General features: G+C 69.0%; 18 protein-coding genes. 6 read left to right on the top strand and 12 right to left on the bottom strand.

Translation table 11 applies throughout. The features are described from left to right. Positions 1–3 precede the first annotated feature (3 nt). The 10 genes from CA234_RS04000 to CA234_RS04045 form a co-directional block, all read right to left on the bottom strand. Positions 4–690 (bottom strand): extensin family protein, encoded by a 687-nt coding sequence (locus CA234_RS04000; protein ID WP_241213237.1) that lies wholly within the window; start codon positions 688–690, stop codon positions 4–6. 41 nt (positions 691–731) lie between these two features. Continuing rightward, entirely contained in the window at positions 732–1,466 is a 735-nt protein-coding gene (locus CA234_RS04005; RefSeq protein WP_126000968.1) for an NUDIX domain-containing protein, read from the bottom strand. A gap of 30 nt (positions 1,467–1,496) precedes the next feature. Beyond that, the gene (locus CA234_RS04010) at positions 1,497–2,549 is read right to left on the bottom strand and encodes an SMP-30/gluconolactonase/LRE family protein (protein WP_126000969.1); all 1,053 of its coding nucleotides are present in this window, start codon (positions 2,547–2,549) and stop codon (positions 1,497–1,499) included. Between the two features lie 11 nt (positions 2,550–2,560). Beyond that, positions 2,561–3,904 carry a gluconate:H+ symporter gene (locus tag CA234_RS04015; RefSeq protein ID WP_126000970.1) on the bottom strand — a complete coding sequence of 448 codons (1,344 nt, stop codon included), beginning with the start codon at positions 3,902–3,904 and terminating at the stop codon, positions 2,561–2,563. Beyond that, positions 3,904–6,138, bottom strand: a complete 2,235-nt coding sequence (locus CA234_RS04020; RefSeq protein ID WP_126000971.1) for a glycoside hydrolase family 3 N-terminal domain-containing protein — start codon at positions 6,136–6,138, stop codon at positions 3,904–3,906. Before CA234_RS04020 ends, CA234_RS04015 begins: the two co-directional genes overlap by 1 nt. Positions 6,139–6,149: 11 nt before the next feature. Further along, positions 6,150–7,244, bottom strand: a complete 1,095-nt coding sequence (locus CA234_RS04025) for a Gfo/Idh/MocA family oxidoreductase (RefSeq protein ID WP_126000972.1) — start codon at positions 7,242–7,244, stop codon at positions 6,150–6,152. 109 nt (positions 7,245–7,353) lie between these two features. Then, positions 7,354–8,688 carry an ATP-binding protein gene (locus CA234_RS04030; protein WP_126000973.1) on the bottom strand — a complete coding sequence of 445 codons (1,335 nt, stop codon included), beginning with the start codon at positions 8,686–8,688 and terminating at the stop codon, positions 7,354–7,356. Continuing rightward, on the bottom strand, positions 8,685–9,407 hold the full coding sequence (locus CA234_RS04035) for a response regulator (RefSeq protein ID WP_121073814.1): 723 nt from the start codon (positions 9,405–9,407) through the stop codon (positions 8,685–8,687). The genes CA234_RS04030 and CA234_RS04035 overlap by 4 nt, the downstream gene beginning before the upstream one ends. Before the next feature lie 68 nt (positions 9,408–9,475). Further along, positions 9,476–10,777, bottom strand: a complete 1,302-nt coding sequence (locus tag CA234_RS04040) for a M28 family metallopeptidase (protein WP_126000974.1) — start codon at positions 10,775–10,777, stop codon at positions 9,476–9,478. A 40-nt stretch (positions 10,778–10,817) separates the two neighbouring features. Beyond that, the gene (locus CA234_RS04045) at positions 10,818–11,273 is read right to left on the bottom strand and encodes a universal stress protein (RefSeq protein ID WP_126000975.1); all 456 of its coding nucleotides are present in this window, start codon (positions 11,271–11,273) and stop codon (positions 10,818–10,820) included. A 130-nt stretch (positions 11,274–11,403) separates the two neighbouring features. Here CA234_RS04045 and CA234_RS04050 point away from each other — a divergent pair, with 130 nt between their 5' ends. The 4 genes from CA234_RS04050 (at position 11,404) to lpdA (ending at position 14,828) form a co-directional block, all read left to right on the top strand. Then, complete coding sequence (locus tag CA234_RS04050; RefSeq protein ID WP_126000976.1) at positions 11,404–12,699, top strand: pyruvate dehydrogenase complex dihydrolipoamide acetyltransferase; 1,296 nt, start codon at positions 11,404–11,406, stop codon at positions 12,697–12,699. Positions 12,700–12,712: 13 nt separating this feature from the next. After that, entirely contained in the window at positions 12,713–12,940 is a 228-nt protein-coding gene (locus CA234_RS04055; protein WP_121073802.1) for a hypothetical protein, read from the top strand. Next, entirely contained in the window at positions 12,933–13,328 is a 396-nt protein-coding gene (locus CA234_RS04060) for an acyl-CoA thioesterase (protein ID WP_125976356.1), read from the top strand. Before CA234_RS04055 ends, CA234_RS04060 begins: the two co-directional genes overlap by 8 nt. Positions 13,329–13,430: 102 nt before the next feature. Further along, entirely contained in the window at positions 13,431–14,828 is a 1,398-nt protein-coding gene (gene lpdA, locus CA234_RS04065) for a dihydrolipoyl dehydrogenase (protein WP_125976354.1), read from the top strand. Positions 14,829–14,993: 165 nt separating this feature from the next. On the opposite strand, the gene CA234_RS04070 is transcribed toward lpdA, so the two are convergent. Continuing rightward, positions 14,994–15,815, bottom strand: a complete 822-nt coding sequence (locus tag CA234_RS04070) for a lectin ESA-2 (RefSeq protein WP_125976352.1) — start codon at positions 15,813–15,815, stop codon at positions 14,994–14,996. 437 nt (positions 15,816–16,252) lie between these two features. Here CA234_RS04070 and CA234_RS04075 point away from each other — a divergent pair, with 437 nt between their 5' ends. Next, a complete protein-coding gene (locus tag CA234_RS04075) occupies positions 16,253–17,674 on the top strand; it encodes a hypothetical protein (RefSeq protein WP_241213228.1) in 1,422 nt (473 codons plus the stop codon). A 67-nt stretch (positions 17,675–17,741) separates the two neighbouring features. Continuing rightward, complete coding sequence (locus CA234_RS04080; protein ID WP_126000977.1) at positions 17,742–19,319, top strand: alpha-L-arabinofuranosidase C-terminal domain-containing protein; 1,578 nt, start codon at positions 17,742–17,744, stop codon at positions 19,317–19,319. A gap of 174 nt (positions 19,320–19,493) precedes the next feature. Here CA234_RS04080 and araD1 read toward each other — a convergent pair whose 3' ends face one another. Then, positions 19,494–20,489, bottom strand: a complete 996-nt coding sequence (gene araD1, locus CA234_RS04085; RefSeq protein WP_126000978.1) for an AraD1 family protein — start codon at positions 20,487–20,489, stop codon at positions 19,494–19,496. Positions 20,490–20,599: the final 110 nt, after the last annotated feature.

Raw genomic sequence — 20,599 nt, forward strand, 5'->3', positions numbered from 1 at the left:
CGGCTAGCGACACGCCCGCCACCCCATCTCGCCGCGTGCAGCCTGGTCGAGATGGAGGTGGTCGCGGTGGGCGGCATTATAGTCGGGCGACAGCACCGTCGCGAACAGCCGGCAGGCGCCGTCGCGCACCGCACGCAGGAAGGCAGGCTTGTCGCCTTCCCCCTTCCAGTCACCCAGCACGCTCACCCGCCGCCCGTCGGCGAGGACGAAGGCCGCGATGTCGACCGCATTCGCCTTGGCGTGCTCGCTCCAGTCGCCGGTGGTGCGGCCATACATGCGGCGGCACGAATAGCTGCCGAAATGCTCGATCCGCACGACGCGCGCGCCGAAATGCTTCTGCGCCTCGGGCTGGACGATGTTCCACTCCCACAGCGCCAGCCCCGCCGCCACCGGGCAGGCGGCGCCGAGCGAGGCCGGGCTGAAAGCAATCGTCCGCGATCCGCCGCTGGTGAAGCGCACGCCGTTCGCATAGCCGCATTCGCCCTGCCGCTGCACCGGTGCCAGCTTCTCGTAGCGCACGCCTGCCTGGGAGAGCAGCGCCCGGCATTGCCCGTCATCGCTCCCCAAGCCTGCCAGCTTGCGCCCGGTGAAGGCGCCGATCGGCTGCGACAGGTCGAGCGCAGTCCACGGCACATCCTGCGGCCGGCTGCGCGTCCACATTAGCAGGAGCAGCGCCCCGCCCGCGATCAGCGCGAAGACGAGCAGCACCCATACCGTCTGCTTGAGCGCCTTCACGCCCGCACCGCGCGGTCCATCCGCTCGGCCGTGACGGGATAGCCGAGCCCCTCCGGGATGCACAGCCAGTCGACGCCGCCCCGCGACTCGACGAAGGGGGTGATCGGCTCGATCGGAAAGCGGCGGGCCTGGGCCATGGCCGAATCGAAACCGTCGAACAGCGCCAGCCGTTCCAGATTGCGCCGGGTGGGATAGATCACCATCGCCTCGCCACGATCGGCCAGGTCCAGCGCGCCCTGCGCGGTGATCCAGCACAGCCGGACATTCTCGCTGCCGTCGACCTCCGGCGCGACCCCCTCGGGCGCGCGGGCGAGATAAAAGCGGGTGTCGAACACCCGGTGCGGCAGGCCGTAGGGGAGCCAGCGGGCGAAGGGCACCAGCGCGTCCAGATCCAGCGCCAGCCCGGCCTCCGTCAGCAGTTGCGCAAAGGGTTCACCGGCATGGAGCGCGGCGCGGATCGTTGCCAGCGTACCAGGGGCACAGCGGAGCCCCAGCGCCAGCCCCGCCTCCTCGATCGTCTCGCGGATCGCCGCGACTCGGGCCGCGGCATCGTCATGGCAGTCGGTCAGCAGATGATCGCCGGGATCGATCCGGCCGCCGGGAAACACCAGCGCGCCGCCCGCGAACGCCATCGCCCGCGAGCGCTCGACCATCAGCAGCTCGGGCGGCCCGCCCGCCACCTCGCGCATCACGATCACGGTGGCGGCGGGGATGGCTTCGGCTTGCGACATCGCCCCGGCTCTACGCCGGGCGGTCGCCGCTTACCAGCCGGAGGCGCGCAGGCGGAGGCGGAACACCTCGTCGCTGGAAGTGATGAACAGCGTCTTGCCATCCTCGCCGAAGCAGCAATTCGCCGCCTTCTTGCCCGTCGAGATCAGCCCCAGCCGCCGCCCGTCCGGCGCCACGACATGGATGCCGCCGGGCCCGCTGGCATAGAGATGCCCGCTCGCCGCCACCTTCATCCCGTCGGCATGGCCCTGGAGCCCCGCCGCGGTGCCGGCGCGGTGATCGAGGAAGATCTCCCGGCCCGTCGCCAGACCATCCTCGCCCAGCGAATAGGCCCAGGTGTAGGGCGCGGCATCGTCCGACACCGAGACGTAGAGCGTCCGCTGGTCGGGCGAGAGGCCGATGCCGTTGGGCCGGGTGAGCTTCGATTCGATCAGATGCACCGTGCCGTTGGTGTCGAGCCGGTACACGCCGTTGAACGGCAGCTCCTTCAGCGGCGACTGGTCGCCCTCGGTGAAGCCATAGGGCGGATCGGTGAAGTAAATCGCGCCGTTCTTCGCCTGGACCAGGTCGTTGCAGCTGTTGAACCGCTTGCCGTCATATTTGCCGGCAAGGATCGTCTTTTCCTTGGTCTCCAGGTCCACCGCCGCGATCGCGCGGGTCCCGCTGTCCGCGATCAGCAGTTCGCCCTTGCGCCCCTGGATCATGCCGTTCGATCCTGCCTCGCGCACGCCCTTGGGGATCGGCCCGGCGAGCCCCGAGGGCACGAGGAACGGCTTGGTCTCCTTGCCGTCCCAGCGATAGGCGATGTTCGCCGGCACATCGGAGAAGAGCAGATAGCTGCGATCGAACGCGCTCGCCCCGCCCGATGCGCCGCCGGTCACCGCGCCGTCGCGGATCCATACCGGCCCCTCGGCCCATTGGATGCCGCTGGCAATCACCTCGAGCGGCGACTCGACGTCGAGCAGGGCATCCAGCTCGGGATCGAGCCGCGTGATCGTCCCCGCCCCCGCCGCGCGGGCGATCCCTGGCAGCAGCGGCAGCGCGGCAAGGCCGCCCAACAGGGTGCGGCGGGTGGTGGCGAGCATCGGAATCCCCCTCAGACGAACGGCCATAGCAGCAGCGCCATGGCGAAACTGGTCAGTCCCGCGATCGTGGCACCGATGGTCCAGCTGCGAAAGGTCTGCGCTTCGGTAAGGCCGAGATACTGCTTCACCAGCCAGAAGCCGGTGTCGTTGACATGGCTCGCGATGGTCGCGCCCGATCCGATCGCGACGGTGACCAGCGCGATCCGGTCCGGCCCCAGCCCCGCCGCGCCGATCAGCGGGGCGGCCAAGCCAGCGGCGGTCACCATCGCGACCGTCGCCGAGCCCTGCGCCACCCGGACGAAGGCGGAGAGCAGGAAGGCGAAGACCGGGATCGAAACCTGCGCCGCCTGAACCGCCATGGTGATCTGCTTGCCCGCGCCCGAGTCGATCAGCACTTCCTTGTACGCCGCACCCGCGCCGATGATCAGCACCATCAGGCCTGCCGGCTCCAGCGCGCGGGTGCTGATCTTGGACAGCGTCTCGAACCCCGCGCCCGCCACGAAGCGCAGCCACGCCATCGCGCCCAGCACCGCCAGGATCAGCGCCGTGAAGGGATGGCCGAGGAAGACGAGCGTGGAGCGCGCCAGCCCCGGCGCCATCGCCTCGCTCGCCACCGTGCCGACCAGGATCAGCGCCAGCGGCAGCAGCATCGCGGCGAGCGCGGGGCCGAAGCCGACCGCATTGGTCTGCGGCGCGCCTTCGTCGAGCATCGGCGGCGCGCCGATCGCGCCATAGCCCGGCGCACCATGCGCCAGCTTGGCGAAGACGGGGCCCGCAAGGATCGCCGAGGGGATGCCGCAGATCAGGCCATAGAGCGCCATCCGGCCGTAATCGGTGTGGAGCAGCTCGGCGACCGCGACCGGCCCCGGATGCGGCGGCAGCAGCGCGTGCATCGTCATCAGGCCCGCGAGCAGCGGCAGCGCGAAATAGGTGACGCGCCGCTCCGCCCGCACCGCCAGCGTGGTGAGCAGCGGCGCGAGGATGATGAAGGCGACGTCGAAGAACAGCGGCACGCCGATGATGATGCCGATCGCGGTGAGCGCCCAGGGGACGCGCTTCTGCCCGAACAGGTCGAGCAGCCGCCGCGCGATCGCCTGCACGCCGCCCGAGGCTTCGAGCATGCCGCCCAGCACTGCGCCGAGCCCGATTACCACCGCGACCGAACCGAGCGCCTCGCCCGTGCCCTTGCGGATCGCGGCGATCACCGCCTGGGGATCGTTGCCGAAGACGAGGCCGGTCGCCAGCGCCACCAGCAGCAGTGCAACGAAGGGCTGGAGCTTGAGGCGCAGCACCAAGAGGATGACGGTCGCGATGCTGCCCGCGACGATGAGCAGCGTATGCCAGGGCTCGCCCATCACGCGATCTCCACCTTGGTTGCGAGCGAGGCGGCAGGCACCTGCCCCTCGGCACCGGCGGTGATGCGGAACCTGGCTTCGCTCTTCAGGTCCGCCGAGGAGGCACCGGCCATCAGCCGGATGTCGCCCGCCTCGACGATCCACTTGCCGTCGCGCCAGAAGGCGAATTGCTCCGGCGTGAGCGTGAAGCGGACGGTGCGGCTCTCGCCCGGCTTGAGCGGCACGCGCGCGAAACCGCGCAGCTCCGCCACCGGCCGCGAGACCGCGGCGACGGGATCGTTGGCGTAGAGCTGCACCACCTCGTCCACCGCCATCGTGCCGCGATTGGTGACCTGCACCGATGCCGTGATGCGGCCGCCGGGGGCGACGGTTTCGGCGCTGAGGCTCAGCGGGCCATAGGCGATCTCGCCATAGGTGAGGCCATGGCCGAAGGCGAAGAGCGGGCCGATCTCGGTGTCGTGATAACGCGCACTGTCCACCGCCAAGTCCGGACTGGCCGGGCGGCCGGTGGGCAGATGGGCGTAGCTCTGCGGCGACTGGCCGGTCCGGCGCGGCATGCCGATCGGCAGGCGACCGCCCGGCGCGGCCTTGCCGTTGAGGATGTCGGCGATCGCGGGTCCGCTCTCGATACCGAGCAGCCAGGTCTGCAGCACGGCAGGCACCCCGGTCAGCTCGCGCTCGAGCGCCAGCGGGCGGCCCCCCATGAGGATCGCGACGATCGGCTTGCCGGTGGCTTTCAGCGCCTCCAGCAGCGCCGTCTGGCCGTCGGGGAGACCGATCTCCGCATAGCTGCGCGCCTCGCCGGTGCGATCAAAGTCCTCGCCTATCGCAACCAGCACCACATCGGCGCGCTTCGCGGCGTCAACGGCGGCGGCAATATCGCTGCCCGGCTGATAGTCCGCCCCCGCCAGCGCAGCCTTGAGCGTCACCGCGTCGGTCGCCTGTCCGCGTGCGCGCCATGAGCCGATCGCCGAAGACGCATCGTCCGCCAGCGCGCCGATCAGCGCGAGCTTGGCGCCCGGCTTGAGCGGCAGCACCGCGCCTTCGTTGCGCAGCAGCACCACCGAACGCTTGGCGAGATCGCGCGCCTCGGTCCGCCGCAGCGGCGCCTTGTCGCGCGCGGGATCGCCGAAGCCATAGGGATCGTCGAACAGCCCCAGCCGCGCCTTGGCGGCGAGGATGCGGCCGACCGACTCGTCGATGAGCGGCACGAGGCTCGCATCGGCGGTCGCGGCTTCGGCGAGGTAGGTGGCGTAGCTGCCGCTCGCCATGTCCATGTCGACGCCCGCCTTGAGCGCCAGCACCGCGGCTTCGCGCGCATCGGCGGCGATGCCGTGGTTGACCAGCTCGCGGATCGCGTTCCAGTCGCTCACCACCAGCCCCTGATAGTGCCACTGGGCGCGCAGGAAGCCGCGCACCAGCTCGGCATTGGCGGTCATCGGTACGCCGTCGAGCGCGTTGAACGCGGTCATGAAACTGCCCGCCCCTGCCCGTGCGGCAGCATGGAAGGGCGGCAGATAGACTTCGTTGAGCGTTCGCGGCCCCACCTCGGCGCTGTCATAGTCGCGACCGCCCTCGGCCGCGCCATAGCCGACGAAATGCTTGGCGCAGGCCATCATCCGCCTGCCCTCGCCCAGATCGGCGCCCTGGAAGCCGGCGACCTGCGCCTCGGCGATGCGGCTGCCGAGATAGGCATCCTCGCCCGCGCCCTCGACCACCCGGCCCCAGCGCGGATCGCGCGCGACGTCGACCATCGGCGTGAAGGTCCAGTGCAGCCCCGCCGCCCAGGCCTCTTCGGCCGCGATCCGCGCGGCCTGTTCGGCGGCCTTGGCATCCCAGCTCGCCGCCAGCGCCAGCGGCACCGGCAGGATGGTGCGATAGCCATGGATCACGTCCATCGCGAACAGCAGCGGGATCTTGAGCCGCGATTCCTCCACCGCGACACGCTGCAGGTCGCGCAGCGGCTCGGCCCCGGCGACATGGAGGAACGAGCCCATCTCGCCCTTGCGCACCCGGTCGAGCATCGCCGCGTCGAGCTTCGAGTTGAGCGACTTCTGCCGCCCGCCGGCGATCTGGTTCATCTGCCCGACCTTCTCGGCGAGCGTCATCTGGCCGAGCAGCGCCTGGATGCGGGCGCGGTGGTCGGCGCCCAGCGGCCGGGCGGCGCGGGCCAGCGGGGTCCAGGCGGAAGCGGCGAGCATTGCGCCCGCCGCCAGAACGTTCCGACGATTCATGGGTACGTGCTTCATGCCAGCGTGATCGCCCGGTGTTCGCGCGCCGCGCGGTAGATCGCCTCGATCAACCGCATGTCGCGCAGCCCTTCCTCGCCCGAGACGATCGGCTCGCGCCCGCTCATGATGCATTCGGGCAGGTGATCGAGCTGGCGGACGAACTGGTTCTTGGCCGGCTTGGGCAGCACCACCTGCTCGCGCTTGCCCTCCAGCCGGGTCCACATCTCCTGGCCCTCATAGTTGGTGGCGGGCTCGAGCTCGACCCAGCCCTTCCGGCCGGTGACGCGATAGTGATTGTGGTTCGAGCTGTAGCTCGACACGCAATCGGCGATCAGCCCGCTCGGGAAGCGCAACTGCCAGTCGATGCGGTCCTCCACCGTCTTGAAGCGCGGATCGCTGCGATCGGTGTACTCCATCGCGCTGACCTCGACCGGCTCCTCGCCGGAAAGATAGCGCGCCGCATTGAGGCTGTAGATGCCGATGTCCATCATCGATCCGCCGCCGGACAGCGCCTTGTCGAGCCGCCACTGGTTGGGCCCCGCATAGAAGCCGTGCTCGGCGAAGATCAGCGTCGGCTTGCCGAGCGCGCCCGACTTCACCGTCTCGATCGCCTTGAGATTGTACGGCTCGAAATGGCAGCGATAGCCGATCATCAGCTTCTTGCCGGCCTTCTTGGCGGCGGCGATCATCGCCTGGCATTCGGCGACTGAGACCGCCATCGGCTTTTCGCACATCACATGCTTGCCGGCCTGGTGCGCGCGGATCGTGTATTCGGCGTGCATCGAGTTGGGCAGCACGACATAGACGATGTCGATGTCCGGATTGTCGCGGATCCGGTCGTACGTCTCGTAGCTATATTGGTGGGTCTTGGGGATGCCGTATTCGGCGCCGTATTTCTCCAGCTTGGCAGGCGTGCCGCTCACCAGCGCCTTGAGTTCGGCGAACTCGCAGTCCTTGAGGTTGGGCATGATCTGCCTGGTGGCGTAATAGCCTAGGCCGACGATTGCATAGCCGAGCTTGCGCTTGGGCGCGGCCTGTGCCGATCCGCCGAGCGCACTGGCCAAGACCCCGGCGCCGATCCCGCCGAGCACGTCGCGTCGCGTTCCCATGATCCTCCTCCTCGTCCCCGGCGGCGTTGCGTGCCGCACGGCCGACAGCGGTATCAACAATGGAAGGGGCGGGCCAGCGTCTCGGGGTCGTAGATGGAAACGATTGAAATCAAAGCGGAAGCGTGACGGTGGCGCACAGCCCGCCGCCGCTGCGCCGGTGGAGCGTGATGTCGCCGCCATGCGCGCGCGCGGTTGCTCGGGCGCTGGCCAGGCCCAGCCCCATGCCGCCGGTATCGCGGTTGCGCGAGCGCTCGCCGCGGAAGAAGGGGTCGAACACGCGCTCCATGTCTTCGTCGGCGATGCCGGGGCCGCGATCGCGCACCGCGATCACCGCCTCGCGGTCGCGCGCCGAGAGCACCAGCTCGGCACCGCCGGCATATTTGACCGCGTTGCCGACGAGATTGGCGAGCATCGCCTTGAGCGCCACCGGGTCCGCCTCGATCACGACGGGATCGCCCAGTTCCAGGCTGACATCCGCGCCGCGGTCCGCCGCGTCGTCGACCACCGTCTCGGCCAGCGAGCGCAGGTCCAGCGGGCGGCGCACGCCGATGCGGCTGCTGTCGCGGACATAGGCCATCACGGCGGAGATCATCGCCTGCATCTCGCGGATGTCGCCCTCGCACGCGGCGCGGATCGCCGGATCGGCATCCTCGACGCGCAGTCCCAGCCGCATCAACGGGGTGCGCAGATCGTGCGCCACCGCCGCGATCATCGTCGCGCGATCGTCGACATAACGATTCAGCCGCGCCTGCATGTCGTTGAACGCGCGGGCGGCCTCGGCGATCTCGGCGGGGCCATCGAGCTCGATCGGGGGCGCGCGCGGGTCGCGGCCCAGCCGCTCGGCGGCACGGGCAAAGGCGCCGATCGGCCGGGCGAAGCGCTGCGCCATCGCCCAGGCGAAGATCGCGGCGGCCAGTGCCGACAGGACCAGCCAGGCGATGACGAAGAGCCGCCAGGGCTCCAGCCCCTCGCCGGGCGTCACCGTCCGCCAGCTGCCATCGGGCAGCTTGAGCGAGGCTTCGAACCTCCCTGCCACGATCACGTCCTGCGCGGCGGCGGCGCTGGCCGGGGCCGGCGCGGGCGGCACGCCGGCGCGATTATAGACCTGCGGACGTTGCAGAAAGCCGACGGGGAAGCGCAGGATCACCCGATCGCGGGGCACGCCGAGCGCAGTCGCCAGCGCGACTTCGGTCCGCTCGGCCCGGGGATTCCAGGGCTGGGGCTCCACCGCGGGTGCCCGCAGCACTTCGAATCCCTCCGGCACCGCCATGGGGTTGCGCATGGCCTGGGCGATCTGGCCGACCGTATGGAGCTTGGGATTGGGCGTCTGGATCGCGAACAGCAACCCGAAATTGAGCAGCTGGACCACCGCGACGCACGCCAGCATCCGCACGAAGATGCGCAGGAACAGCGGCGAGCGGGATGCCGCCGTTCCCTTGCTCATGCGCGCGTCACGCGGGGGACGAACAGATAGCCTTCGTTGCGCACGGTGCGGATGATCTCGTCGGCACCCGAGCGGAGCTTGCGCCGCAGCCGGCTGACCTGCACGTCGATCGCGCGGTCATAGGCGTCGGAATCGGGACCGCGTGCGGCGGCGAGCAGCGCCTCGCGGGTCAGCACCCGGCGCGGACGCTCGATGAACACGCGCAGCACCGCGAACTCGCCGTCGGTGAGGCCGACCAGCACACCGTCCGGATCGAACAGCTCGTGGCTGCCCAGGTCGATGCGCCAGCCCTCGAAGGTGTAGACGTCGCCCGCCGGCGGCGCCGCGGTGGTGCCGCGCTTGCGCAGCGCCGCGCGTACGGTCGCGAGGATCTCGCGCGGGCTGCACGGCTTGGGAAGATAATGGCCCGCGCCGACCTCGAGCCCGAGGATCCGGTCCTGCTCCTCGCCCAGCGCGCTCAGCAGGATCACGTCGGGGCCGTCGGCGGTAGCGATGCGGCGGCAAGCGGAAAGCCCGTCCTCGCCCGGCATCATCACGTCGAGGATCACCACGTCGACCGGCATCTTCTCGAGGATCACGTCCATGTCGCGTGCGCTCGACGCCGTCTCGACGCGGTAGCCGCGCGCGCCGAGGCTGTTGGCGAGGAGCAGGCGGATGTCGCGGTCGTCGTCGACCACCAGCAGCGTGGCGGGATCGTCGGAAGCGGGATGGGTTGCCATGCTCAAACTCGACTCTTCAACAAATGGACCCCCGCTGGCGGCCCCTATGAACCCTTGTGATCGAAGGTTCAACGTTCGCGCACCGGCCGCGCGCCGAAGCTGACTAGGCTCTCCGCCCCGTCGGCGGCAACGGCCGCGACGCCAACGAAGCTGTCGTCGACGATGATGCCCCCGAGCACGGTCTCGGTCTTGTCCCCGGCAACATCGACATGGTTGGTCCACGCGTCACTGTCTGCGGCCCGCCAATAGACGCGGTACTTGGCCGCCCCGGCGACCGCCGGCCATTTTACCGTGGTATCGGTGGCGAGCGCGCCGCTGAGGATCACCGGCTCGGGCGCGGCGGGGGCGCTGGCGAGGCGGCGCAGCGTCGCGACGTTGAGCGCGGTGACCTTGGCGAGATAGGGGAAGTCCATCCGGTCGACGGTGTCGCCATAGACCTTCCCGCCATCGGTACGCAGATCCTGGTGCTGCGCATCGTAATTCTCAACGCCGACCGAGAAGCGCACCGCCGGATAGCCGAGCGTCAGGAAGGGCGAATGGTCGCCGCCGCGCCCGAAACGGTCCGGACGGCGCACCATCAGTACCTTGAGGCCCTGGGGATCCGCCGCCGCGACCCCGCGGATCGCCTTGGCGAGTGCGCGGCTGGGGCCGTCATCCTCGCCGCCATCGGCACGGCGCGCCTTGCCCTCCGCCACGCTTTCGGAGTCGCGCGCACCTTCGGAAAACACGCGGACCCGGTCCGCCACGCGGCGCCCGTCTTGGCCGATCGTGTTGCCGACAATGTCGTTGTTGAGCACCGCCGAGACGATCCAGCCGCGTTCCTTGGCCGTCTCCGCCAGCAACTGCCCGCCATAGAGCCCCTGTTCCTCGCCCGACAGCGCGGCATAGACGATGGTTGCCTTGAACTTCTGCTTCGAGAGCAGCCGCGCCGATTCGAGCACCAGCGCGACGCCCGAGGCATCGTCATTGGCGCCGGGGGCATCGGCGGTGGCGTTCATCACGTCGGTGACGCGACTGTCGATATGGCCCATCACGATCACGACACGGCCCGGCTCGCTGCCGCGCTGGATGCCGAGGACGTCGACGATTCGGACCCCGTTCGGCGCCCGGGGGCCCTTGAACTCCCGCGCGATCTCGCTGGTCTCGATGCAACCGCCGCAGGCCGCACCGATCTTCGTGAGTTCAGCGCCGAACCAGCGCCGGGCTGCGCCGATCCCGCGCATGGGATGGTCCGGATCGGAAAGCGTGTGGCGCGTGCCGAAGCTGACCAGTTTCTCGACGGCGGCCTTCAGCCGCTGCGGATCGGGGCGGTCCTGCGCGGCGGCAGGCGTGGCGAGCAGGGCGAGCGACAAAAGAGCGAGGATGCGCATGGGCTTATGCTGACGTGCCCGGCCGCGCCGGTCAATCGACTCAGCTCAGTCGGTCGATCGCATCCATGTCGAGCGAGCCCGGGATGATCATCACCGGCACGGTGAGCTTGCCCGAATCCGCGCCGGTAAAGTGCGCGACCAGCTTGCCCGGCGGCCCGCTCGGCGCCGCGCCCAGCACCAAAGCGGCGATGTCGCCATTGGCCGCCAGCATCTCGCGCACCACCTTGGGGCCTTCGCCCTCGCGCACCGTGATCGAGGGCGTCAGGCCGGATTCGGCGAACAGCGTGCCCGCCGCCCGCATCACCAGCGCCTCGGCGCGTTCGCGGGCTTCCTCCTCGATCGTCGCCATCACACCGCCCCATTGGACGAACTCGGCGGGCGGGATCAGCGCCAGGATTTCGACGGTTCCGCCGGTCTTGCTGGCACGCCTGGCGGCGAAGCGCAGCGCGATTTCGGCCTCGGGCGAATCGTCGATCACCACAAGATAGGTGCGCATGGGGGCCTTCCTCGAAGTCTCCCGTTCAGTGGACCGGCACGGGCCGCAGCGCAAGAGCGGGGCTTGACCCTAGGGACTGCGGCGGCAAAGGAGGGGCCAGCCACCCCCAGGACCAACGACGGGAACCTTCATGGGAATCGAAATCAAGATGCCGGCACTTTCTCCCACCATGGAGGAGGGCACGCTTGCCAAGTGGCTCGTCAAGGAAGGCGACACGGTGAAATCCGGCGACCTGCTTGCCGAGATCGAAACCGACAAGGCGACGATGGAATTCGAAGCGGTCGACGAAGGCGTGATCGGGAAGATCCTGGTCGCCGAAGGGACCGATAACGTAAAGGTGGGTACCGTGATCGCGGTGATCGCCGGCGAGGGCGAGGACGTGTCGTCCGCCAGCGCCGCCCCCGCGCCGAGCCCGACCCCGGCGCCTGCCGCGAGCGCGCCTGCGCCCACCCCGACTCCGGCCCCCGCCCCGGCGGCGCAGCCCGCCGCCGCTTCGGGTTCGCGCGTCAAGGCGAGCCCGCTCGCGCGCCGCATCGCCGCCGACAAGGGCGTCGATCTCGCCGGCGTGACCGGATCGGGCCCGAACGGCCGCATCGTCAAGGCCGACGTCGAGGGCGCCAAGCCCGGCGCCGCCCCGGCTGCCGCCCCCACCACTGCCGCTCCGACCGCCAGCGCAGCGCCGGCTGCCGCGCCCGCCGCACCCGCCGAGACCAAGGCCGTCTGGTTCGACGACTCGATCCCGCACGAGGAAGAGAAGCTCTCGAACATCCGCAAGACGATCGCGCGTCGCCTCACCGAGTCGAAGCAGACCGTCCCGCACATCTACCTCACGGTCGACATCCGCCTCGATGCACTGCTCAAGCTGCGCGGTGAGCTCAACAAGGCGCTCGAAGCGCGCGGCGTGAAATTGTCGGTCAACGATCTGCTGATCAAGGCGCTCGGTGTCGCGCTGGCGCGTACGCCCAAGTGCAACGTCACCTTCACCGGCGACAAGCTGATCAAGTACAGCCGCGCCGACGTCTCGGTCGCGGTCTCGACCCCGACCGGGCTGATCACCCCGATCGTCAAGGACGCGGCGAACAAGAGCGTCTCGGCGATCGCGACCGAGATGAAGGACCTCGCCGCCCGCGCCCGCGAGGGCAAGCTGCAGCCGCATGAATATCAGGGCGGCACCGCCAGCCTGTCCAACATGGGCATGTACGGCATCAAGCAGTTCGAGGCGGTGATCAACCCGCCGCAGGGCATGATCATGGCGATCGGCGCGGGCGAGAAGCGCCCGTACATCATCGACGACGCGCTCGGCGTGGCGACGGTGATGAGCGCCACCGGCAGCTTCGACCACCGCGCCATCGACGGCGCCGACGGGGCCGAGATGATGAAGATCTTCAAGGAACTCGTCGAAGCCCCGATGGGCATGATCGCCTGATCGGAGCCGGGCGGTGCGCGTTCTCATCGAGGTGCTTCACATCGTCGCGGGCCTGATCGCGGCGTGGATCATCGCGTCGCTCGCCGCCTGGTCCTACCGCCGCGCCACCCACGACATCTGGCTGGTCGCCTATGTCGCGATGGTGGCGGTGGTGGCGATGGGCATCGGTCCGCTGCGGCGGGCCTATGCCGAAGATCGTGCCAGACTGAACGGACACAAGGAGGCCGCTCGCGATGATTGATCAACAGGGCGGCCCGCCCGACCGCCAGCCGGCGATCCGGGTCACGACGATGCCGGCCGACACCAACCCCTATGGCGACATCTTCGGCGGCTGGCTGATGAGCCAGATGGACATGGCGGCGGGGCTGTTCGCCTCGCGCTATTCGCGCGGCCGGGCGGTCACGGTGGCGGTGGAGGGGATGAAGTTCCACTCCCCCGTCGCGGTCGGCGACGAGGTCTCGGTCTATGCCGAGCTGGTCAAGGTCGGCCGCACCTCGATGACCATCGAGGTCCAGGCCTGGCGCCGCGGCCGGCATGTCGAGGAAAGCTGCCTCGTCACCCAGGCGCATTTCGTGTTCGTCGCGATCGACGCCGAGAAGCGCCCGCGGCCGGTGGAACAGATCGCGTAACCTACCCGCGGACGCCGGGCGGCCCATGCAATCCGCCGGCCCCTCATTATGTACTCCCCAGCCCTCCCCTGCCGATGGGAAGGGAGCAGAAGGAAGCAAGTCTTGGCTGAATCCTACGACGTCATCGTTCTCGGCTCGGGCCCCGGCGGCTATGTCGCGGCGATCCGGGCGGCCCAGCTGGGCCTGAAGACCGCCATCGTCGAGCGCGAGCTGCTCGGCGGCATCTGCCTCAACTGGGGCTGCATCCCCACCAAGGCACTGCTGCGCTCGGCGGAGATCTTCCATTACATGCAGCACGCCAAGGACTACGGCCTGATCGCCAACCAGATCAGCGCCGATCTGGACGCGGTGGTGAAGCGCTCGCGCGGCGTCGCCAAGCAGCTGAATCAGGGCGTCACGCACCTGATGAAGAAGAACAAGATTGCCGTCCACATGGGCACCGGCGTGCTCACCGCGAAGGGCAAGCTGACCGTCACCGCGGCGGACGGCAAGAAGACCGACCTGGAGGCGAAGAACATCATCGTCGCGACCGGCGCCCGCGCCCGCGACCTGCCCTTCGCCAAGGCCGACGGCAAGCGCATCTGGACCTATCGCCACGCGATGACCCCGTCCGAGATGCCAACCAAGCTGCTGGTCATCGGCTCGGGCGCGATCGGCGTGGAGTTCGCCAGCTTCTACAACGACATGGGCTCGCAGGTGACGATCGTCGAGATGCTCGACCGGATCGTGCCGGTGGAAGACAAGGATATCTCCGCGCATCTGGAGAAGGCGTTCAAGAAGCAGGGGATGACCATCCTCACCCAGACCGGCGTCGAGAAGCTCGACGTGACGGCGAGCGGCGTGAAGGCGTCGATCAAGGGCAAGGACGGCAAGGTCACCGTCGAGGAATTCAGCCACGTCATCGTCGCGATCGGCATCGTGCCGAACACCGAGAATATCGGCCTCGAGACGCTGGGCGTGAAGACCGAGCGCGGCCATATCGTCACCGACGCAGCCTGCCGCACCAATGTCGACGGTCTCTGGGCGATCGGCGACGTCACCGCGCCGCCGTGGCTCGCACACAAGGCCAGCCATGAGGGCGTGATCGCGGTGGAAGCGATCAACGGCGGCCATCCGCACGCGATGGACGTCCGCAACATCCCGGGCTGCACCTATTGCCACCCGCAGATCGCCAGCGTCGGCCTCACCGAGGCCAAGGCCAAGGAAGCGGGCTACCAGGTCAAGGTCGGCAATTTCCCGTTCATCGGCAACGGCAAGGCGATCGCGCTCGGCGAGCCGGAAGGCTTCGTGAAGACCGTGTTCGACGCCAAGACCGGCGAGCTGCTCGGCGCCCACATGATCGGCGCGGAAGTGACCGAGATGATCCAGGGCTACACGATCGGCAAGACCGGCGAGCTGACCGAGGCCGAGCTGATGGAAACGGTGTTCCCGCACCCGACGATCAGCGAGGCAATGCACGAGTCGGTGCTCGGCGCCTACGGCCGCGCATTGCACATCTGACCTGGCGGCGGCGCCCCTTGCGCCGCCCGCCTTCCAAAAAACAAGCCCCGGCCCGGGCACTCACCGGGCCGGAGCCGTTCCAGGCCGCGCCGTCGCGCCGCCCTGCTGGCCTCGATGCGGGGGATCACACCGAGACAAGCCCGACTTGAAAGCCGGGCGCGGCCCTCAGGCCTCGGCGAGCGCCTGCTGCGACGCGCGCTCCAACTCCAGCCCGATCGGGCCCTCGCCCTGATAGGTCATGGTGCCGTCGATCTCGACGCCGTTGCCCTTGGCGTTGATCGCCACCACGCCCTGGTTGGTGCGGCAGCCCAGCACCCAGGTGCCGCCCGGATGCCAGGGCTGGTCGTTGCCGCCCCATTGGTTCACCACGCTATAGGTGTTGGCCATGATCAGCGTGCCGCGGAAGCCGATCGGGCCCTCGCCCTTGTAGGTAATCGTGCCTGCCAGCGTCTTGCCGGCATCGCCGCTCGACAGGTCGAGCGCGACGACCGGCTGGTCCGGCCGGCAACCGAGCACCCATTGGCCGCCCGGATGCAGCGGCGCCTGGTCGCCACCCCACTGGTTCTGCGCATCATAGGCGACGCCATCGGACACGGCCGCCTTGACGCCGATATCGCCCTCGCCCTGGTAGCGCATCGTGCCGCTGAGCGTCTGCCCCTGGTCGTTCGAGTGGAGATCGAAGGCGACCGCGTTCTGGCCGTTGCGCGCACCGAGCAGGAACAGGCCGGCATCGTGCCAGGGCGCATTGGGCCCGCCCCACTGGTTCTCGACGCGATAGCTGTTGGTCGTCACCAGCGTCGCGCGGACACCGATCGGGCCCTCGCCCTGATAGGTCATCGTGCCGGTGAAGCTTTGCCCGCCGTCGCCCGACTGGATCTTCAGCGCGATCGGGCGCTGATCGGTGCGGTTGCCGATGTTGAAGATGCCGCCTTCATGCCAGGGCGCGCCGCTGCCGCCCCATTGATTCTGGATCGCATAGACCGTCATTGTTCCTCTCCTGCCAGATTATACATTTCCCCAGCGCTTGCCGCGCATTGACGGGACGAAATGCAAACGAATGCAAACAGACTGGCGAATATCGCCAAACCTGCTCCTAACGGTTGTTATATCGTTGTTATGCCACCTCGCGGAACCGACGACTCGCTTCCGCATATTCATTGTACTCTACTTGCATTACTTCGCAACAAGCACGTTTCGCACTTCACATCACAGGGAAACATCTATCGGTATACTCTGGGCAATGTACTTGCTCGACCGACGAACTGCCCTCGTTGCGCGAGCGGGTGCGCTGGCGTCGCACGGCGTTCGCTCCTAGAGTCGCGCCGCACTCCGCCCTTGCCCGCCAGGAAAACCGCTCGATGACCATGTACCGCTCGCGTTCCCAGGCCTTTGGCGGATCGCCGCGTGGCCGGGGCGGGCGAGCGTTGCAGCGCAGGCCGGTCGGCACCCGGCGCAAGGCATTGTCGGCGGTGATCGTCGCGGTGCTGCTGGCGGGCGTGACCCTCGCCTTCTTCTGGCCCGGCGTCGCCAGCTATGACAGCGTGGTGCAATATCAGCAGGTGCTGCGCGGCCAGTATGACGACTGGCACCCGCCGGCGATGGCGCGGCTCTGGGCGATCTTCCACGGGCTGGGCTGGCGCGGGCAGGCGCCGTTGTTCGTGGTGCAGGTCCTGCTCTACTGGAGCGGCCTGGCGCTGTTCGCCGGGGCGCTCGCCCGGCGCAGGCAATCGATCGCGGCGCTGGTCGTGCTGCTGCTGGGCATCTGGCCGCCGGTGCTCGGCTGGCAGATCGCGGTGCTCAAGGACGGGCAGATGGCGGGCGCGATCCTCGCCGCGGTGGGGCTGGCGAGCTGGTGGCGGCTCGACGACCGGCGGCTGCCGCTCTGGGCGGCAGCGCTGGTGCTGGTGCTGCTCGGCTATGCCACGCTGGTGCGCTTCAACGCCGCCTTCGCCACCGTGCCGCTCGCCTTCGGGCTGCTCGGCGGCTGGCGCTGGGATCGGCCGCGCTTCCAGCTGGTGCTGGTCATCGCCGCGACCGGCGCCGTGATCGCCGTGCTGGCGCCGATCAACCAGCGCCTGCTCCAAGCCGCGCCTAGCGGCGTCGAGCGCTCGCTGCCGCTGTTCGATCTCGCCGGCATCGCCCACCATGCCGGCCCGCAGGCGGTACCCCAGGTGCCCGCAAAGCTGTGGCGCCGCGCCGAGGCCAAGGGCTGCCTCACCCCGATCCTGTGGGATCCGCTCGGCGACGACAAGGCGTGCGGCTATATCGTCGACACCCTCCAGCGCGCCGCGCCCGGCGCCAGGCTGCGCAACGTCTGGATCGAGACCATCGCCACCCATCCGATCGCCTATGCCCGGCACCGGATCGCGCATTGGAACAGCGAAATGCGGCTGTGGATGCCCGCCACCATGCCCGGCACCGGGCCGCTCGCGCGCTCCGAGCCCAACACGCTCGGCCTCGGCTCGCCCGACAAACGAGTCAACGGGTTCCAGAAGCTGGGCTATACGCTGGCGAGCAGCGCGGCGGGGGCGCCGATCCTGTGGTTCGCAGCGGCGTTCGGCGTGCTGTTCTGCAGCTGGCCGGCACGCGACGGCGCGGGCGGCGTCGCGGTGACGCTGGCGCTCTCCGCGATCCTCACCGAGCTGGCGTTCGGCGTGGTCGGCGTCGCCTCGGACTATCGCTACCATGTCTGGGGCATGCTCGCCGCCGGGCTGGCGCTGCTCGCCGCCAGCGGCACCCGGCCGTCGCCGAATCGCGTGCTGGTCGCGGTGCTCGGCGTCGCGGCGGTCGCAGCGGTGGTGATTATCGCCCGCTGGGTCCTGCCGCCGGCGCTGCCACCGCTCTGAACGCTGCCTCTTTAGTCGGAGTAGAATTCGTGGCATGGCGCACCTGAGAAAAGATCAGGGAGGATCCATGCTTCGAAAGACACTGCTTGGCAGCGCGGCACTGCTGCTCGCGCCCGCCCCCGTCCTTGCACAGGACGTGACCGTCACCGTCGACGCCGCCGCCAAGCCGGGGCCGGTGATCGACCGCCATATCTTCGGCCAGTTCGCCGAGCATCTCGGCAGCGGCATCTATGGCGGCATCTGGGTGGGGAAGGAGTCGCCGATCCCCAACACCCGCGGCATCCGCAAGGACGTCGTCGCGGCACTCCGCGCGATCAAGGTGCCGGTGGTGCGCTGGCCGGGCGGCTGCTTCGCCGACGAATATCACTGGCGCGACGGCATCGGCCCGCAGGCGCAGCGCCGCAGCAGCGTCAACACCAACTGGGGCGGATCGGGCGAACCCAACAGCTTCGGCACCGACGAGTTCATGGACTTTGCCGACCAGGTGGGCGCCGAAGCCTATGTCTCGGTCAATGTCGGCTCGGGCACGATCCAGGAGGCGGCCGACTGGCTTGCGTACATGACCGCCGACCCCTCCACCACCGCCGGCAAGGAGCGCGCGGCCAACGGCCATGTCGCGCCGTACAAGGTCAAGTGGCTGGGCCTGGGCAACGAAAGCTGGGGCTGCGGCGGATCGATGCGGCCGGACGCCTATATCGACCTGATGAAGCGCTTCGCCCGCTTCACCCACAATCTCGATCCGGTGCAGGGCGAGAAGGGCGCCGAGCCGATGCAGCGCATCGCCGTCGGCCCCAATGATAACGACACGACGTACACCGAAGCGGTGATGGCGGCATGGAAGGGCCATGACTGGGCGTGGAACATCGAAGGCCTGTCCATGCACGCCTATACCACCGGCGGCTGGCCGCCCTCCTATCCGAGCGTCGGCTTCGACGAGACCGGCTATGCCAAGCTGGTCAAGGCCGCGCTGGCGATGGACGGGATGATCGCCAAGCATGCGGCGATCATGGACAAGTACGACCCCGACAAGAAGGTGCCGCTGATCGTCGACGAATGGGGCGTGTGGTTGGCGCCGCTGCCGGGCACCAACCCGGGCTTCCTCTACCAGCAGAACTCGCTCCGCGACGCGATCATCGCCGCGCTGCACCTCAACATCTTCGCGCGCCATGCCGACCGGGTGCGGATGACCAACATCGCGCAGATGATCAACGTGCTCCAGGCGATGATCCTCACCGACAAGGAGAAGATGGTCCTCACGCCCACCTATCATGTGTTCCGCATGTACGTGCCGTTCCAGGATGCGCAGGTGGTGCCGGTGGCGTTCGATGCGGGGACCTACACCCAGGGCGGCGTGTCGATGCCGCGCGTCGATGCGATCGCGGCGCGGGGCAAGGACGGCAAGCTGTGGCTGGCGGTGACCAACCTCGATGCCGGCAAGCCGGCGCGGGTGGCGGTGACGTTCGCCGGGATCACGGCGAAGCGCGCGTCCGGCGAGGTGCTGACCGCGGCGAAGGTGGATGCGGTCAACAGCTTCGAGGCGCCGAATGCGGTGGTGCCGAAGCCGATCCGCGGCAGCGTTGCCAAGGGTGCGGTGACGCTGGAGCTTCCGGCCAAGTCGGTCGCGGTGGTGGCGATAGAGGGCTGAAGATCCTCCCCGGCACGGGGAGGGGGACCACGCCGCGACAGCGGCGTCGTGGAGGGGCCGCCGCGCGAGCGGCGGTTGCCCTTCATCACTTGGACAGGACAACCGCGCCTGCGGCGCGGCCCCTCCACCATGCTGCGCATGGTCCCCCTCCCCGTGCCGGGGAGGATTTTCAGGTCAAAGTAGCTTCACCGCCGCGATCCCAGCGTCTTCCACCTGCGCCAGCGGATTCCGCAGCGGCAGGGTGAACGGCGCCGCCTCGATCTCGAACGTGTCGCCCACTTCCGTCTTCACCCCGTCGCTGAACGACAGCGTCGCGGTGCCGAAGAAATGGACATGGACGTCGCCCGGCTGGCGGAACAGGCCGTATTTGAAATGGTGATGCTCGAGATTGGCGAGGCTGTGCGACATGTTCCTCTCGCCCGAGAGGAACGGCTTTTCCCACAGCGTGGCGCCGTCGCGCACGATCCGGCTGGTGCCGCGGACGTCGCTCGGCGCCTCACCCACGAGCAGCTCCGGGCCGAGTGCGGCCTGGCGCAGCTTGGAATGCGCGAGCCAGAGGTAATTGTGCCGCTCGGTCACATGGTCGCTGAACTCGTTGGCGAGACACAGGCCGAGACGGAACGGCGTGCCGTCCGGACCGATCAGATAGATGCCGGCCAGCTCCGGCTCCTCCCCGCCATCCTGCGCGAAGCCGGGCATCGCCAGCGTCTCGCCGGGGCCGACGAGATGATGGCCATTGCCCTTGTAGAACCATTCGGGCTGCTGCCCGATCGCGCCCGCGCCCGGCTTGCCGCCCTCGACGCCTTCGAGGAACATCCGCATCGAATCGGTCTTGTGCTCGGCGGCGGCGGCATCGCGGTGCATCTTGTCGCGGCCCTCGGCCGAGCCGAGATGGGTGAGACCGGTGCCGGTCAGCACCAGGTGCGCGGCATCGGGATGGTCGATCGGCGCGAGCAGCTGACCCGCCGCCAGCGCCGCCGCCGGATCGGCGTCGCCGTCGCTGCCCGCCGCCGCTACCGCCTCGGCGAGCGACTGGCCCGCTTGAATCGCGTGCAGCGCCAGGCTGCGGACATCGGCAACGCCGCGGACGAAGCGCGCGCCGCTCTCGTCGGCGGCGATCACCCGCCGCTGCCCGTCCGCCCCTCGATACTGCATCAGCCGCAACGCCATCGAACCACTCCTTGTCTCGGTTTAGTCGGACTTATTCGGCTCTGTCCCACTTGGCAATCGCGCATCGTTTGCCGGAGGGCCCAGCTTCGCGCTACACGGGAAAACATGCA

It is taken from the genome of Sphingomonas sp. ABOLE (genome assembly GCF_003950455.1).
In the GTDB taxonomy this organism is placed as follows: Bacteria; Pseudomonadota; Alphaproteobacteria; order Sphingomonadales; family Sphingomonadaceae; genus Sphingomonas; species Sphingomonas trueperi.